At 71.2% G+C, this 16526-nt stretch carries 15 protein-coding genes; 7 read left to right on the forward strand and 8 right to left on the reverse strand.

Annotation, left to right across the window (positions count from 1 at the left end; genetic code table 11):
• Positions 1-45: 45 nt before the first annotated feature.
• The 5 genes from AB0E78_RS09695 to AB0E78_RS09715 form a co-directional block, all read right to left on the reverse strand.
• Positions 46-906 (reverse strand): metallophosphoesterase, encoded by an 861-nt coding sequence (locus AB0E78_RS09695; protein WP_361830040.1) that lies wholly within the window; start codon positions 904-906, stop codon positions 46-48.
• Positions 907-985: 79 nt separating this feature from the next.
• Complete coding sequence (locus tag AB0E78_RS09700) at positions 986-2635, reverse strand: cytochrome bc complex cytochrome b subunit (RefSeq protein ID WP_361830042.1); 1650 nt, start codon at positions 2633-2635, stop codon at positions 986-988.
• Between the two features lie 118 nt (positions 2636-2753).
• Positions 2754-3800, reverse strand: a complete 1047-nt coding sequence (locus tag AB0E78_RS09705; RefSeq protein ID WP_361830044.1) for an LLM class flavin-dependent oxidoreductase — start codon at positions 3798-3800, stop codon at positions 2754-2756.
• The gene (locus AB0E78_RS09710; protein ID WP_361830045.1) at positions 3800-4354 is read right to left on the reverse strand and encodes an SRPBCC family protein; all 555 of its coding nucleotides are present in this window, start codon (positions 4352-4354) and stop codon (positions 3800-3802) included. Before AB0E78_RS09710 ends, AB0E78_RS09705 begins: the two co-directional genes overlap by 1 nt.
• 113 nt (positions 4355-4467) lie before the next feature.
• On the reverse strand, positions 4468-4965 hold the full coding sequence (locus tag AB0E78_RS09715) for a helix-turn-helix domain-containing protein (protein ID WP_361830047.1): 498 nt from the start codon (positions 4963-4965) through the stop codon (positions 4468-4470).
• Between the two features lie 211 nt (positions 4966-5176).
• Between AB0E78_RS09715 and AB0E78_RS09720 the strand changes: the two genes are divergently transcribed.
• From AB0E78_RS09720 to AB0E78_RS09730, 3 genes are all read left to right on the forward strand, one after another.
• Positions 5177-6037 carry a MoxR family ATPase gene (locus AB0E78_RS09720; protein WP_361830049.1) on the forward strand — a complete coding sequence of 287 codons (861 nt, stop codon included), beginning with the start codon at positions 5177-5179 and terminating at the stop codon, positions 6035-6037.
• On the forward strand, positions 6034-7470 hold the full coding sequence (locus AB0E78_RS09725) for a VWA domain-containing protein (RefSeq protein ID WP_361830051.1): 1437 nt from the start codon (positions 6034-6036) through the stop codon (positions 7468-7470). The genes AB0E78_RS09720 and AB0E78_RS09725 overlap by 4 nt, the downstream gene beginning before the upstream one ends.
• A gap of 158 nt (positions 7471-7628) precedes the next feature.
• Complete coding sequence (locus AB0E78_RS09730; protein WP_361830445.1) at positions 7629-8741, forward strand: M20 family metallopeptidase; 1113 nt, start codon at positions 7629-7631, stop codon at positions 8739-8741.
• Here the strand turns inward: AB0E78_RS09730 and AB0E78_RS09735 are convergent.
• From AB0E78_RS09735 to AB0E78_RS09745, 3 genes are read right to left on the reverse strand one after another with little or no spacing between them, the layout of a single operon-like run.
• The gene (locus AB0E78_RS09735) at positions 8719-9525 is read right to left on the reverse strand and encodes an ABC transporter ATP-binding protein (RefSeq protein WP_361830053.1); all 807 of its coding nucleotides are present in this window, start codon (positions 9523-9525) and stop codon (positions 8719-8721) included. The two genes, AB0E78_RS09730 and AB0E78_RS09735, sit on opposite strands and share 23 nt — an antisense overlap.
• Before the next feature lie 4 nt (positions 9526-9529).
• Positions 9530-10621 (reverse strand): iron ABC transporter permease, encoded by a 1092-nt coding sequence (locus AB0E78_RS09740; RefSeq protein ID WP_361830055.1) that lies wholly within the window; start codon positions 10619-10621, stop codon positions 9530-9532.
• A complete protein-coding gene (locus AB0E78_RS09745) occupies positions 10618-11637 on the reverse strand; it encodes an iron ABC transporter permease (RefSeq protein ID WP_361830447.1) in 1020 nt (339 codons plus the stop codon). The genes AB0E78_RS09740 and AB0E78_RS09745 overlap by 4 nt, the downstream gene beginning before the upstream one ends.
• A 225-nt stretch (positions 11638-11862) precedes the next feature.
• On the opposite strand from AB0E78_RS09745, the gene AB0E78_RS09750 reads away from it, so the two are divergent.
• From AB0E78_RS09750 to AB0E78_RS09765, 4 genes are read left to right on the forward strand one after another with little or no spacing between them, the layout of a single operon-like run.
• Positions 11863-12843, forward strand: a complete 981-nt coding sequence (locus AB0E78_RS09750) for an iron-siderophore ABC transporter substrate-binding protein (RefSeq protein WP_361830057.1) — start codon at positions 11863-11865, stop codon at positions 12841-12843.
• Positions 12840-13643, forward strand: coding sequence for a 2,3-dihydro-2,3-dihydroxybenzoate dehydrogenase (locus tag AB0E78_RS09755; RefSeq protein WP_361830059.1), 804 nt, complete (start codon positions 12840-12842; stop codon positions 13641-13643). The genes AB0E78_RS09750 and AB0E78_RS09755 overlap by 4 nt, the downstream gene beginning before the upstream one ends.
• 39 nt (positions 13644-13682) lie before the next feature.
• Positions 13683-14903, forward strand: coding sequence for an isochorismate synthase DhbC (gene dhbC / locus AB0E78_RS09760; protein ID WP_361830061.1), 1221 nt, complete (start codon positions 13683-13685; stop codon positions 14901-14903).
• Complete coding sequence (locus tag AB0E78_RS09765) at positions 14900-16525, forward strand: (2,3-dihydroxybenzoyl)adenylate synthase (RefSeq protein ID WP_361830063.1); 1626 nt, start codon at positions 14900-14902, stop codon at positions 16523-16525. The genes dhbC and AB0E78_RS09765 overlap by 4 nt, the downstream gene beginning before the upstream one ends.
• Position 16526: the final 1 nt, after the last annotated feature.

The following is a 16526-nucleotide window of genomic DNA, read 5'->3' on the forward strand; positions in this document are numbered from 1 at the left end:
CCCGGTCAGCCCGCCTCGGCTCCCGCACGTCCCGCTCCCGGCTGACTAACGGGCGTCCCGGGGTTCCGGCAGGATTTGGTGGAGGCGTGGGTCAGGGTGTCGTTCGCGGTGCCATTCGCGTGGGTAGCCGACCGACACCTCCTGGAAGCGGACGCCGTCGTGCCAGGTGGTGCGGGGGATGTGCAGGTGGCCGTAGACGACCGCCGCCGCCTCGTACTTCACGTGCCAGTCGGCGGTCAGTTCGGTGCCGCACCACAGGGCGAACTCGGGGTAGTGCAGGATCCGGGTGGGGTCGCGCACCAGCGGCCAGTGGTTGATCAGGACCGTGGGGAGGCCGGGCTCACGCCGGGCGAGCATCTCCTCGGTGAACGCCACGCGGGCGCGGCACCAGTCGTCGCGGCCCAGGTAGGGGTCGGGGTGCAGGAGCACCTCGTCGGTGCAGACGACGCCCGCCGTGTGCGCCGCCTCCAGCGCGTCCCTCTTCGCGTACGTGCCTTCGGGGCGGAACGTGTAGTCGTAGAGCAGGAACAGCGGGGCCACGGTGACCGGGCCGCCGGCGCCGCGCCACACCGGGTAGGGGTCCTCGGGGGTCGCGGCGCCCAGGGAGCGGCACAGGTCGACGAGATGGCGGTAGCGGGCCTCGCCGCGCAGCTGGTTCGGGTCGTCGCGCGGCGTCCACAGTTCGTGGTTACCCGGTGTCCACACCACCTTGGCGAAACGGTCGGTGAGGGTGCGCAGCGCCCATTCGACGTCGGCCATGCGCTCGGCGGTGTCGCCCGCGACGATCAGCCAGTCCTCGTCGGTCTCCGGGCGCAGGGACTCGAGGAACTTCCGGTTGTCGTCGTACGCGACGTGCAGATCGCTGATGGCGTACAACTTCGGTTTCTTCTCGCGTACTTGTGTCACTCAGTGAGGCTAACCGCAGAGCCGGCCCCGCGTGGCGCGATCAGCTTCCTTCACCGCGCGGGGCCGGGACCGGCTGCCGTCAGTGGTGTCCGTCGCCGCCGCCCTGCTGGATCTGCAAGTACTCCTCGGGGGTTGCCTTGGGTACCTGTGCCGATGGTCCGTACATGGCCCGTCCCAGGCGGGCCCGCAGCCGCTCGCCCCGGGGGACCTTGCGCGCCACGCCGTGTGCGTCGACCGCCGGGCCGATCTCGAAGGGCTTGGGCTGCTCGTGCGCCGTCAGTTTGTACAACTCTCCCTGTGAGAGGGGGACATGGACCTCGACGTACTCGCCGTGCGGGAGGCGTTTGATCGTGCCGCTCTCGCGGCCGTGCAGCGCCTTCTCGCGGTCGCGGAGCTGCAGCCCCATGCACCATCGATGGGTCACGAAGAAGGCGAGCGCCGGTCCGGCGAAGCAGGCGATCCGCACGAACCACGTGATCCCGTTGATGGACAGATGGAAGTGCGTCGCCCAGATGTCGTTGCCGCCGCCGACCATCAGCACGGCGAACAGCGTCAGCCACGCCACGCCGAGCCCGGTGCGCACCGGGGCGTTGCGCGGCCGGTCGGCGATGTGGTGCTCGCGTTTGTCGCCGGTGACCCAGGCCTCGATGAACGGATAGACGGCGATGGCCATCAGGATCAGCGGGAAGAGCGAGAACGGGATGAAGACGCCCAGTTGGAGCGTGTGCCCCCAGGCGTTGATCTCCCAGCTGGGCATCACCCGGATCAGACCTTCGGAGAAGCCCAGATACCAGTCGGGTTGAGCGCCGGTGGAGACCAGATCCGGCCGGTAGGGCCCGATCACCCACACGGGGTTGATGGTGGCGATCGCGCCCATGAGCGCGAGGACGCCGAAGACGAGGAAGAAGAAGCCGCCCGCCTTGGCGACGTAGATGGGCATGAAGGGCGCCCCGACCACGTTCTTCTCGGTCTTTCCGGGCCCGGCGAACTGGGTGTGCTTGTGATAGAAGACCAGGATCAGGTGGGCGACGACGAGCCCCAGCATGATCCCCGGCAACAGCAGCACATGGACGCTGAAGAGCCGCGGAATGATGGCGTCCCCCGGGAACTCTCCGCCGAAGAGGAAGAAGGAGAGATACGTCCCCACGATCGGGACGGACAGGATCGCCCCCTGCGCGAAGCGGATGCCGGTGCCCGAGAGCAGGTCGTCCGGGAGCGAGTATCCGGTGAGGCCGGTGATGATCCCGAGAAACAGCAGCGTCCAGCCGAACAGCCAGTTGACCTCGCGCGGCTTGCGGAAGGCACCGGTGAAGAACACCCGCATCATGTGCACGAGCATGGCGGCGACGAAGACGACCGCGGCCCAGTGGTGGATCTGCCGGATCAGCAGACCACCGCGCACTTCCATGCTGATGTCGACCGTGGACTCGAACGCCCGGGTCATCTGGATGCCCTTGAGCGGCGTGTACACACCGTCGTAGATGACTTCGGAGCCGCTCGGCTCGAAGAAGAGCGTCAAATAGATGCCGGTGAGGATCAGGATCAGAAAGCTGTAGAGGCAGATCTCCCCGAACATGAAGGACCAGTGGTCGGGGAAGATCTTCCGCATCTGGCTCTTGGCCAGAGTGTTGATGCCGAGGCGACCGTCCGCCCAGTCGGCGACCCGCTCCCCCTTGCCGGCCGGAGCCGGCCGTTCGCTGTCCCGGGTGTGCTCGAAACGTCCACTCATCCGGCTACCCCCCTCAGGCGGCTACCACATTAGATCAAGGGGTACCGAGAGCCAACAGGGCCTCCATGACCGGTAGTTGACGATCATCGAACAGGCAGGTCAGGCCCTGTGCGGGTCATCAGGTCACCTCCCGCACCAACTCGATCGCCCGCCCCAGGGTCGCGAGCCGCGCCTCCAGGCTCTCGCCCGCCGGATAGAAGCGGACCGTGTCCACGCCCGCGTCGCGCCACACCCTCAGCCGTTCGCGGACCATGTCCTCGGTGCCGATGAGGGTGGTGGCGAGGACCATGTCGTCGGTGATCAGGGCGGCGGCAGCGTCGCGGTCGCCGGACTGCCAGTAGGCGCGGACCTCCGCCGCGATGTCGGCCCAACCCTGTCTGCTGTAGGCGTTGTTGTAGTAGTTGGTGGTGGCGGAGCCCATGCCGCCCAGGCTGAAGGCGAGCTCCTTTTTGCGGCTCGCGACCATCGTGCGCAGGGCGTCCTCGTCGTCGGCGAAGGCCACTTCGGCGCCCTGGCAAATGTTCAGGTCGCCGCGGGTGCGGCCGGAGGCGGTAAGGCCCGCGTCGAGGTGGTCGAAGTAGGCCTCCTTCGCGCCCTCCGGGACGAAGCTGGTGCCCAGCCAGCCGTCCGCGATCTCGCCGGTCAGACGCAGCATCTTGGGCGAGAGGGTGGCGAGGTAGATGGGCAGTTCGTGCTCGGCGCGCATGGACAGGCGCATGGGCTTCGCCTCACCGCCGGGCAGCGGGAGGGTGAACTCCCGCCCCGCGTAAGAGATCTTCTCCCCCGTCGCAGCCTGGCGGATGATCTCCACGGTCTCCCGCATCCGGGTCAGCGGCCGCGCGAACGGCACTCCGTGCAGGCCTTCGATCACCTGCGGCCCCGACGGTCCGAGCCCGAGGAGGAAGCGGCCTTCGGAGATGTTCGAGAGGGTGATCGCCGCGCGGGCGATGGCCGCCGGGGTCCGGGTCGCGAGCTGGATGATGCCGGAACCGAGCAGCATCCTTTCCGTACGGGCGGCCAAGTAGCCGAGCGGGGAGGGCGCTTCGGAGCCCCAGGCCTCCGCGACCCAGCAGATGTCCATCCCCAGCTTCTCGGCCTCGGTGACGAAGTCGACGGTCTCCCGCCAGTTCGCCCCGGACGCCTCGATGGTCGTCGACGTGCGCATCACGCGTCCGCCTCCCGGGAAGCGGCGCCCTCATCCCCGGACGCGCCGCCCTCGGCCAGTTTCTTGATCGCGTCCAGCGTGGCCGCCATGTTCTGCTCGAACTCCCGCATCCGTACGTACACGATCTTCTGCTCCTTCTCCGGCATCCGGTCGATCGCGTACGAAAGACCCGAGCGGCCCGGCCCCATCCGCATCCACTGGGTCAGCTCGGTTCCTCCGTCGTCCGCCGCCGCGAGGCTGAACCGCCAGACCGCGCTGGGACGTTCGGGGTCCTCGACCGCCCAGGCGAACACGCGCGGGGCCGCGCACTCCACGACGTACGACGTGGTCTCCCACGCGCCGAACGACGCGTGCTCGCTGCGGCCGACGAACCGCGCGCCGACGGCGGGCCGGGGCGTTCCGTCCAGCCACTCGACCGACCGCAGTTCCGTGCTCAGGCGGGGCATGAGGCCGATGTCGGAGACGAGCCCCCACACGCGCTCCGGTGACGCGGCGATCCGTGTGCGCACCTCGGCCGTCGGCCCGTCCGCGTAGCGCGCGCCTGTCCACTCCATCGTGGTTTGCCTCTCTGTAGTCACTGACCACGAGAGTTGCGTAGATAGACTCACTCGTCAAGAGCGCTGCCCCGGCAGTGGAGGAAGGGGTCCTACGGCCGTCCCGCGCCTGCTCAGCGGCTGAAGCGGTCCCGGATGTCCGGCCGTTCGGCCAGGCGTGCCGGGTAGCCGGGTCCGAGGCGCGGATGCGTGTCCGCGGCCGACATCGGCTCCTTGCAGTGGCCGCAGACCACCTCGGCCGCGGCCTCGTGCCCGCAGCGGTCGTGCTCGAAGACGACCGGCGCTCCCTCGTCGCCGCTCAGCCAGCGGTTGCCCCAGCTGTTCATCACGGCGAGCACACCGAAGAAGTCGCGGCCCTTCTCGGTGAGCACGTAGTCGTAGCGCACCGGTTCGCTCTGATAGGCGCGCTTCTCCATGAGGCCCTCGTCGACCAGGCGGCGCAGCCGGTCGGTCAGGGTGTTGCGCGCGATGCCCAGCTCCTGCTGGAAGACGTCGAACCTCTTGATCCCGTAGAACGCCTCGCGCAGCACGAGCGGCGTCCACCAGTCGCCCAGCAGGTCCATGGTGCGCGCGATGGAACAGGGCCAGTTGGCAAAGGAGGTCCGCCTCATGCCGCAAGGATACGAGAAGGGCCACGGATCCCGGTGGGTCTCGGAACTGGACTCAGCAGCCCGCGGCGGGTGCCGGCGCCGTCACGTGACGTTCGACGCAAACGCGGCGCCCCCGTTGTGGAGCGGCCCGGAGGACTGATCAAGTGGCGGTACTCGCCGTGGACCCGACCCGCACGCGCGTACGCGTCGCACCGCCAAGCCGGAGGCCCCGTTGCTCTTCACATCCGTGGACGATGTCGCCACGCGGCTCGCCGAGACGGGCTATCTGGCCTCGACGGCCGTCGCCACCACCGTCTTCCTGGCCGACCGGCTCGGCAAGCCGCTGCTCGTGGAGGGCCCGGCCGGTGTCGGCAAGACCGAGCTGGCCAAGGCCGTCGCCGAGGTCGCGGACGCGCGCCTGGTCCGGCTCCAGTGCTACGAGGGCGTGGACGAGTCGCGCGCGCTCTACGAGTGGAACCACGCCAAGCAGCTCCTGCGCATCACCGCGGGCCGCGACGAGTCCTGGGACGAGACGCGCACGGACATCTTCAGCGAGGAGTTCCTGCTCCCGCGCCCGCTGCTCACCGCCATCCGCGGCAGCGAGCCGAAGGTGCTCCTGATCGACGAGACCGACAAGGCGGACGTCGAGGTGGAGGGGCTGCTCCTGGAGGTCCTGAGCGACTTCCAGGTGACGGTCCCCGAGCTGGGCACCATCACCGCGACGCGCCGCCCGTTCACCGTTCTCACGTCGAACGCGAGCCGAGAGCTCTCCGAGGCACTGCGCCGCCGCTGTCTCTTCCTCCACATCGGTTTCCCCGACGAGGAGCTGGAGCGCCGCATCGTGCGCCTGAAGGTGCCAGGACTCGACGAGGCCCTCGCGCGGTCGGTCGTCCGCGTGGTCGGCGCGCTGCGTGCGATGGACCTGCGCAAGGTGCCGTCGGTGGCGGAGACCATCGACTGGGCCCGTACGCTCCTCGCGCTCGGCGCCGACTCCCTCGACGAGGACGTCGTGCGCGACACGCTCGGCGTCGTCCTCAAGCACCAGGAGGACGTGCTGAAGGCGGCGGCCAAGCTGGACCTGGACGCCGTGTGACCGCGCGGGCCACCGGGGTCCCGGAACGGCTCACCGCGCTCGTACAGGCGCTGCGCTCGCACGGCATCCGGATCGGTACGGGCGAGACGGTGGACGCGGGGCAGGCGATCGAGGCGCTCGGCCTCACCGACCGGGAGCGGGTACGGGAGGGGCTCGCCGCCGCGCTGCTGCACAGCGAGGGGCAGCGGCCGGTGTTCGACCCCGTCTTCGACCTGTACTTTCCGCGAGGGATCGGCGCTCCGGGCGCGCTGGACGGCTCCGGCTCCGGCTCAAGCCCCGGCTCGGTCCGGGAGTTCGACAGGGACGACCTGCGTGAGCGCCTTGCCGCCGCGCTCGCCGCCAACGACCAAGCACTGCTTGCCCAGTTGGCGGCCGAGGCGGTCGACGGCATGGGCGGGTACGGGACACGGCCGGGCTCCGGAGGGACCGGCGAGAACGGCGGGAACGGCGGGTCGGACGGCTGGTCGTCGCACCAGACGCTGTCCAGGCTCCGCCCGGAGACCTTGCTGGCCCGCATCCTCGCGGGCATCCGCGAGGGAACGGCCGAGGGCGAGTTCGCCGACCGTCTCACCGCCGACGAGATCCGCCGCCGTATCGAGGGCTTCCGGGGCCTTGTGGGTGCCGAGGCGCGCCGCCGGGTCGCCGAGCGGCGTGGCGCGGACGAGATCGCGCGGCGGGCCATCGCCCCGACCGCCGACCGGGTGGACTTCCTCATCGCGGGCCGCGCCCAGCTCGACGAGCTCCGCAGGACGGTCCAGCCGCTGGCCCGCAAACTGGCGACGCGCCTGGCCGCGCGCCGCCGCCGTGCCGCACGCGGCCACATCGACCTGCGCAGGACGCTGCGCGGCTCGCTGTCCACGGGCGGCATCCCGATGCGCCCGGTCCTGCGGCGGCGCCGCCCCGCGCGCCCCGAACTGGTCCTCCTGTGCGATGTGTCCGGTTCGGTGGCGGGCTTCGCCAATTTCACGATGCTGCTCGTCCAGGCGCTGCACGACCAGTTCAGCAAGGTGCGGGTCTTCGCCTTCGTCAACCGCGTCGACGAGGTGACCGACCTCATCGCGCGCGGCACGGCCGACCCCGAGGGCCTGGGCAGCCGCATCATCTCGGGGGCGGCCGTCACCGGCTACCACGGCAGCAGCGACTACGGCACCTCCCTGGGCGAGTTCGCCGAGCGCTACGCCGATGCGGTCACCCCGCGCTCCACGGTCTTCGTGCTCGGCGACGCCCGCACGAACATGAGCGACCCGAACGTCCCCGCCCTGCGCACCCTCGCCTCCCGCGCCCGCAAGGTGTACTGGCTCAACCCGGAGCGCCGCGCCCAGTGGCAGACCGGCGACTCGGCGGCCGGCACCTATGCGGAGCTCGTGGAGATGTACGAGTGCCGCAACGCGCAGCAGCTCAGCGCGCTGATCGCACGTCTGCTGCCCGTCTGAGCGGAGGCGCGGCCGACCGTAAGCTGGCCGGGCGGGATGTCGGTGGCCGGACGTCCTTGGCCGGTGGTCGGTGGCCGGTGGTCGGTGAAGTGGCGAGGAGGACGCGCGTGGCAGGCGACGGGCTGGATGGGCTCGATGGACTCGATGGGCTCAAGGACGTGATCCGGGCTCGGATCGACGAGGTGCACGGCGAGATCGTCGGGCTCAGCCGGCGGATCCACGCTCATCCGGAGATCGCCTTCGAGGAGCGGCAGGCCGCCGGGTGGTGCGCGGACGTGCTGCGCGGCCACGGCTTCGCGGTGACGGCTCCGGCGTACGGGCTCGACACGGCCTTCGAGGCGACCCTGGGGTCGGGGCCCGTGACGGTCGCGCTGGCCTGCGAGTACGACGCGCTGCCCGGCATGGGGCATGCCTGCGGGCACAATCTGATCGCGGCGGCGGGCGTGGGGGCAGCCCTCGGTCTCGCTCCGGTCGTCGATCAACTGGGGCTCACCGTACGGGTGTTGGGTACGCCCGCCGAGGAGAGCGGTGCCGGTAAGGCGCTGCTGCTCGACGCCGGGGCCTTCAAGGGGGTCGACGCGGCGATGATGGTGCACCCGTGCCCGTTCGAGGTGGCCGACTTCCATTCGTACGCGATGGGGGCGCTCTCCGTGACGTACACGGGGAAGTCCGCGCACGCCGCGCTCAACCCGCAGGACGGGCGGAACGCGGCCGACGCGCTGACCGTGGCGCAGGTGGCCATCGGGCTGCTCCGGCAGCAGTTCCCCGGGGAGTGGAAGGTGCACGGGATCACCACTGAGGCCGGGACGGCACTCAACGCCATTCCCGAGCGGGCGAGTGCCGCGTACGCGCTGCGGACTCCCTCGGTGGAGGAACTGCGCGAGCTGCGGGAGCGGGTGGCGGACTGCTTCCGGGCGGGGGCGCTCGCGGCCGGGTGCTCGGTGGAGCTCGAACAGCCCGCGCCCGACTATCTCGACTTCCGGTCCGATGCCGCTCTGCTCGCGCTGTGGGAGGCGAACGCGCGCGCCCTTGGGCGGCCCGAGCCGCAGCGGCGCGGGCCCTTCGCGTCGACGGACATGGGCAACGTCTCGCACATCGTGCCGTCCATCCACCCCGTGCTCGACATCAGCGGGGGCGGCTGCGGCCCGCACCAGCCGGAGTTCGCCGCCGCGGCCGCCACACCGGTGGCCGAACAGGCCCTGATCGACGGGGCCGTGGGGCTCGCGTGGACGGCCGCGGACTTCGCGGTCAGCCGGTCGGCGCTTTCGTAGGCGCCTTCGCCTTCAACGTCGGTACGACCACCGGGGAGCCGTCGCCCGGCGCCTCAAGGATGTCCGCGTCGATCCCGTACAGCTCCTTGACCAGCTCGGCGGTCACCACCTCGCGGGCCGGGCCGTTCGCGACGACCTTGCCCGCGTTCATGGCGATGACGGTGTCGGCGTAGCGGGCGGCGCTCGCGAGGTCGTGCAGGACCATGACGACGGTGCGGCCCGCGGCGGCCACTTCCCTTACCAGGGAGAGGACTTCGACGGCGTGCCCGAGGTCCAGGGCGCTGGTCGGCTCGTCGAGGAGCACGATCGGTGTCTCCTGCGCGAGGACCATCGCGAGCCAGCACCGCTGGCGCTGACCGCCGGAGAGATGGTCGAGGCGGCGCGCGGCGAGGTCCGTGGTCCCGGTGGCTTCGAGGGCCGCGCGCACGGCGGCCTCGTCCTCGCGCGACCACTGGCGGAACAGGCCCTGGTGGGGGTGGCGTCCGTAGCGGACGAGTCCGGCGACGGTGACGGCTTCGGGGGCCTGCGGGGACTGGGCGAGCAGTGCGATGCGGTGGGCGGCGCGGCGCTGGGTGAGCTGCCACACGTCCTCGTCCCCGGCGCGTACCGTGCCCGAACTCGGCTTGTGGAGCCGGGAGATGGAACGGAGCAGCGTCGACTTTCCGCAGCCGTTGGGGCCGACGATGGCGGCGACCTGTCCGCTGGGGATGGTCAGGTCGACGCCGTCCACGGCGGCCGTGTGGCCGGGGTAGCCGGAGGTGAGTGCCTCGACGGTCAGTTGCACGGGGTCAGGCCTTTCCGGTCTGCTCGGAGTTCTTGCCGAAGAGGACCCACAGGAGGAAGGGTCCGCCAAGCACGCTGGTGATGACGCCGACGGGGATCTCCACGGGGGCGACGACACGGCCGAGCGCGTCGGCGGCACCCACGAGGGCCGCGCCGACCAGGGCCGAGCCGATGACGGGGACGCGGGTGGGGCCGCTGAGCCGGGTGGCGACGACGGGTGCGGCGAGCGCGACGAACGCGATGGGGCCGCCGATGCCGACGGCCACGCCGGACAGGGCGACGGCCAGCGCGAGGGTCACGGCGCGGACGCGGCGGACGTTGACGCCGAGGGTGGCCGCCATGTCGTCGTCGAAGCGCAGGAGTTGGAGGCGACTCCCGGCGACGAGGGACAGCGGGACCAGGACGAGCAGGATCAGGGACAGGGGCGTGCCGACGCTCCAGTCCCGGCCGCTGAGCGAGCCCACGGTCCAGAGGAAGACGCCGCCCGCGGTGTTGTCGTTCTCGCGGGACATGACGAGGTCGGTGACGGCGCCGATGACGGTGGAGACGCCGATGCCGACGACGAGGATGCGGTACCCGCCGCTGCCCGCGCCGCCCGCGCAGGCGACGACGACCATGGCCGCGGCGGCGGCTCCGAGGGGCCCGAGCCACCAGTCGCCGATCATCCCGGTGGACGAGCCGACGACGGAGGCGACGACGGCGGCGGTGGCGCCTTCGTTGACGCCGATGATGTCGGGGGTGGCGAGCCGGTTCCCGGCGAGCGTCTGGGTCAGGCACCCGGCGATGCCGAGCGCCGCACCGACCATCAGACCGACGGCGATCCGCGGCAGGCGGAAGTCCTGGACGAGCATGACGGTGGCGGAGTCGCCCGTTCCGAGGAGCCCGGAGAGGCTGTCGGAGAAGCTCATGCCGGTGGAGCTGGCGAAGGTGGCCAGCGCGACGACGGCCCCGATGAGGAGCGTGAGCCCGACGGCGGCGAGGGCGCTGCGGTAGGGGAAGAGCCAGGAGAAGGTCCCGACGCGTACGGCGGTGGAGTCGGGCGGGAGGATGTCGGGCGATGCCCCGGGCCCGGCCTCGGGTATGCGCTCGGTACTCACGCGGCGACCCCCGCCGTGGACATCCGCTGCGACCGGGCGATCCAGATCAGCAACGGGCCGCCGATGAAGGCGAGGAGCACGCTGACCGGGGTCTCCCAGGGGCGGATCACGATCCTGGCGAGCAGGTCGGCGGCGATCATCACGTTCGCCGCGACGAGCGCGGAGAGCACCAACTGGCCCGCCATCCGGGGTCCTGTGACCGCTCGGGCGGCGTACGGGGCAAGGAGGCCGAGGAAGGCGATGGGGCCCGCGAGGGCGACGGCCGAGCCCGCGAGGAGTGTCACCGCCGCGGCCACGATCAGCCGGATACGCCCCGGGTGATGCCCCAGGGAACGTGCGCTGTCGTCGCCGAGCGCGAGCGCGGACAGCGGCCGTACGCAGCAGAAGGCGATCAGGAGCCCGGCCGCGATCAGCGGGATCAGGGGGTACGTCTCGGACGTCTTGATGCCGGCCAGCGAACCGATGGTCCAGTAGCGGTAGGTGTCGAAGGTCGACTGCGTGCCGAGCAGGACGTACGACGTCATGCCGTGGAAGGTCGCTCCGAGCGCCGATCCGGCGAGGACCAGCCGCAGCGGCGAGCCCGCGGACCGGCCGGACGCGGCGAGCAGCAGCACCACCGCGCTGGCGGCCATCCCGCCCACGAGCGCCCACACCAACACGCCGTACGCCGAGGTCACTTCGAAGTAGGTGAGCCCGATCACGACGCCGAGCGCCGCCCCGGAGTTGACCCCGAGGAGGCCCGTCTCGGCGAGCGGGTTGCGGGTGACGGCCTGCAGGAGGCAGCCCGCCGCGCCGAGGGCGACGCCGACCAGGGCGCCGGCGAGCGTACGCGGGAGGCGAACGTCCATGACGGCGAGCCGTATCTGGGCGTCGGCCCGCGCGGACGGGTCCCCGGTGAGGAAGTCCCAGGCGCGGCCCATCGGCGTGGACCCGGACCCGACCAGGAGCGAGAGGAGGCCGAGCGACAGGAGCAGGACAACGAGGGCGGCAGCCGCCCACAGCGTGGGGCGATGCATCTTCGCCAAGTCCGGTATCGGAGGTCTGGATCCGGACGTTGGGACCGGCCCCCCTTGCGCAACCAACATGAAGTTAGCCTAACCTAACCTTGACCTGGAGCCCCGAGTCGGGGTGGCGGCGAACTCCCTGTTCCTTCAGGGGCGATTCGTCATGCCCCGACGCGGCCAGAGACAACCCTTATGTCCGGCCTGACCACCGGACTCTGAAGCATGGAGAACACGGACATGTCCTCGAACCACTCCCCGCGCACCCGGCTGACCGCGGTCGCGGCCCTCACTCTGGCCTCCGCGCTCACCCTCTCCGCCTGCGGTTCGGACTCGTCCGACGACTCCGGCTCGAGCAGCAACGCCAAAAACGCCGCGGCCGTCACCGTCACCGATGCCTCCGGTGCGGAGGTGAAGGTTCCGGCCAACCCCAAGAAGGTCATCGCGCTGAGCGAGATGGACCTGGACTCCGCTCTCGCCCTGAAGGTCAAGCCCGTCGGCCTCTCCGCGGGCAGAGGCCAGAAGGGTGCCCCCGAGTACCTGGCCGACCAGGCCAAGGGCATCCCGGTCGTCGGCGCGGTGACCGGTCCCGACGTGGAGAAGGTCCTGCAGGCCAAGCCGGACGTCATCCTCGCCGGGCAGCTCGCCGACCCGCAGGTCCTCAAGCAGCTCAAGGCGATAGCCCCGACGGTCGTCACGATCGACAGGACCAAGGACTGGAAGAAGTCCCTGGAGCTCACCGGCAAGGTCCTGGGCAAGTCCAACGAGGCGAGTGCGTTCCTCAAGGACTACGACACCAAGGCCGCCGACGTGAAGAAGAACCTCGGCGACAACGCGGGCGCGAGCGTCTCCGTGGCGCGCTACTCCGCCAAGGGCACCGCCGTCATGCAGCAGGGCGTGTTCATCTCCGACGTCCTGAAGGACCTCGGCTTCAAGCGGCCCGGCATCCAGAACAAGAAGGGCGAGGGCCACTCGACGCCGCTCAGCGACGAGGACCTGAAGCAGATCGACGCCGACTGGCTGTTCATCGGCACCCTCGCCTCCGCGGGGCCGGACGCCGACCTCTTCAAGGAGCTGAAGGGCAAGGCCGCGTACAAGCAGCTCGACGCCGTCAAGAAGGACCACACCACCGAGATCGACGGCTCGAAGTGGACCAGCCTGGGTGGCGCGCAGGCCGCCGTCTCCGTCCTGGAGGACGTCGAGAAGGCGATGGGCAAGTGACCTCCGGCACAACCGGCCCGGAGCTCGCGGGACGGGTGGCCCTGGTCACCGGCGCGGGCCGCGGCATCGGACAGGCCGTGGCGCGCACGCTCGCCGAGCGCGGCGCGCGGGTCGTGGCCGCCGACCGGTCCCCCGACGTCAAGAAGCAGACGGACGCCGAGGAGCGGACAGCGGGCGGCCGGATCACCGGCATGGTCCTCGACGTCACCGACTCGGCGGCCGTGGACGCGGCGTTCGAGGAAGTCGAGCGCACCGCGGGGCCGTTGGACATCCTGGTGAACGTGGCGGGCATCCTCAGGCCCGCACCGGTCGTCGAACTCACCGACACCGACTGGGCGGAGACCTTCGCCGTCAACACGAACGGCGTCTTCCACACGTCGCGCGCGGCGGCCCGCCGTATGAGCGCGCGGGGCAGGGGCTCCATCGTGACGGTCGGCTCGAACGCCGCCGGGGTGCCGCGCACCCAGATGGCCGCGTACGCCGCGTCCAAGGCCGCGGCCACGATGTTCACCAAATGCCTCGGCCTCGAGGTCGCCCGCGACGGCGTGCGCTGCAACGTCGTGTCGCCGGGTTCCACCCACACCGACATGCAGCGGCAGCTGTGGACGGGCGACCACGAGCAGGCCGCGGCCCGTGTCATCGACGGTGACCCGGACTCGTACCGGGTCGGCATTCCGCTCGGCCGGATCGCCGACCCCTCCGACATCGCCGACGCGGTCGCCTTCCTGGTCTCCGACCGGGCCCGGCACATCACCCTGCACGACCTGTACGTGGACGGCGGCGCCACCCTGCGCGCCTGAAAGCCGCGCCGCCCTCCCCTACTTGACGAGGAGTCATCCGTGACATCCCCCAACGACGTGGTCGCAGCCGCCGCCCCCACCACCCCCGGGGCCGTCGGCGCCGCGACCGCGCTGCTCGACGCCTACCGACCCGGCGACACCCGGTTCTTCGCGTCGCCCACCCGCACCCTCCTCGCCCACGGCACGGCCTCCGAAGTCCCGCACGATGAGCGACCGTTGACGGATCGGGTCGCCGCCACTCTCGACGCGCAGCAGCGCGCGGGCAACCACGCCCCGGTGGTGGTGGGCTCCATCCCGTTCGACCCGGCCGAGCCCGCCGTGCTCGCCGTGCCCGAAGCGGCGCGCTGGGCGCCCGCGCTGCGCACCGACCCGCTCGTGGCGCTGCCCACCCCGCCGCCCGCCACGGCAGGCGGCTGGCGGGTGCGGGAGGTGCCCTCCGGCGAGGAGTACGCCGCGTCGGTCGAGGCCGCCGTGGCGCGCATGAAGAACGGCGAGTTCGACAAGGTCGTCCTCGCCCGCACCCTGGAGCTGTCCACGGACAGCCCGCTCGACCTGCCCGCGATGCTCCAGCGCCTGGCCCGGCGCGACCCGCTCGGTTACTCCTTCGCCGTCCCGTCGGGCGCGGGCCGCACCCTGCTCGGAGCGAGCCCGGAGCTGCTCGTCTCCCGGCACGGCAACCGCCTGACCGCCAACCCCCTGGCCGGTTCGACGCCCCGCTCGGCGGATCTCGCCGAGGACGTGCGCCGGGCCGCCGCACTGCTCGAATCGGCGAAGGACCTGCACGAGCACGCCGTCGTCGTGGACGCCGTGCACAAGGCGCTCGCCCCGTTCTGCACCGACCTGGACGTGCCGGAGCGGCCCACCCTGGTCCGCACCGCCACCATGTGGCACCTGTCGACGACGGTCACCGGCGAGCTGGCCGAACCGGCCACCTCCGCACTGGAGTTGGCGACGGCCCTGCACCCGACTCCGGCTGTCTGCGGTACCCCTACCGGGCACGCCCGTGACGTGATCGGCGAGCTCGAACCCTTCGGCCGCGGGCACTACACCGGCATGGTGGGCTGGAGCGACGCGCGCGGCGACGGCGAGTGGGTCGTCACGATCCGCTGCGCGGAGGCCGAGGAGACGCGCGGCGGCGGTGGACGGCTTCGGCTGTTCGCGGGCGCGGGCGTCGTGGCCGACTCGTCGCCGGAGGCCGAACGCGCCGAGACGGGCGCCAAGTTCCGTACGTTCCTGGACGCGGTGGGAGTCGACCGATGACGACGGCAGACAGCCGCAGAGACGCGCCGCCCATCCCCGAGGTGTTCGCCGAGCGGTATCGCGCCGCCGGCTACTGGCGCGGTGAGACCTTCGGCGGCATGCTCCGCGAGCGCGCCGACGCCCACCCCGCCCGGGTCGCGATCACCGACGGGGAGCGGAACTGGACGTACGGCGAACTCGATGTGCGTGCCGACCAGTTGGCCGCCGGGTTCGTGGCCCGTGGCATCGGCAAGGGTGACCGGGTCGTCGTCCAGCTGCCGAACGTCGCCGAGTTCTTCGAGGTGATCTTCGCGCTGTTCCGGATCGGCGCCCTGCCGGTCTTCGCGCTGCCCGCGCACCGCGAGACGGAGATCCACTACTTCTGCGAGTTCACCGAGGCCGTCGCCTACGTCATCCCGGACCGGTCCGGTGGCTTCGACCACCGTGACCTCGCGTCCAAGGTTCGCGCCGAAGTGCCCACGCTGCGCGAGGTGTTCGTAGTCGGCGACCCGGGCGAGCACACCGCGCTCGCCGACGTGCCGCGCGAGCCGATCGAGATCGACGGACCCGCCCCGTCCGACCTCGCCTTCCTCCAGCTGTCGGGCGGCAGCACCGGCGTGCCTAAGCTGATCCCCCGCACCCACGACGACTACATGTACTCACTCTGGGGCTCGAACGAGATCTGTGGGGTGACGGAGGACTCCGTCTACCTCGTGGCGCTGCCCGCGGCCCACAACTTCCCTCTGTCGTCCCCCGGTTCGCTCGGTCTGTTCTACGCGGGCGGCCGTGTCGTGATGTGCCCGCAGCCCGACCCGGACACGGCGTTCCCGCTCATCGAGCGGGAACGGGTGACGATCACCGGTCTCGTGCCGCCGCTCGCCCTGGTGTGGACGGACGCGGGACGCAGCACGCCATACGACATCTCCAGCCTGGAGGTGCTCCTCGTGGGCGGCGCGAAGTTCAGCGAGTCGGCCGCGCGCCGGGTCGCCCCCGCGCTCGGCTGCACCCTCCAGCAGGTCTTCGGGATGGCCGAGGGCCTGGTCAACTACACGCGCCTGGAAGACCCGGCGGAGACCATCGTCACCACGCAGGGCCGGCCGATCTCCCCGGCCGACGAGATCCGCATCGTCGACGACCTCGACCAGGAGGTGCCGGACGGCGAGGCGGGCCACCTGCTGACCCGCGGCCCGTACACCATCCGCGGCTACTGGCGCGCGCCCGACCACAACGCCCGCTCGTTCACCGCTGACGGCTTCTACCGCACCGGCGACATCGTGAGCCGCACCCCCACCGGGCATCTGGTGGTGGAGGGCCGGGCGAAGGACCAGATCAACCGCGGCGGCGAGAAGATCGCACCGGAGGAGGTCGAGAACATCATCCTCGCCCACCCCCACGTGCATGACGTGTCGGTCGTCGCCGTCCCCGACGAGTACCTCGGCGAGCGGACCCTGGCGTACGTGATCCTGCGCGCGGACGCCGAACCGCTGAAGCCCGTCGTCATCAAGAAGTTCGTCCGGGAGCGCGGTCTCGCCGCGTACAAGGTGCCCGACCGGGTCGAGTTCGTGACCGCCTTCCCACAGACCGGCATCGGCAAGATCAGCAAGAAGGACCAGCGGACGACCGCCGCCACGCCGGGCAGTTGAC

The sequence above is a fragment of the Streptomyces sp. NPDC032198 genome, from assembly GCF_040636975.1.
GTDB lineage: Bacteria > Actinomycetota > Actinomycetes > Streptomycetales > Streptomycetaceae > Streptomyces.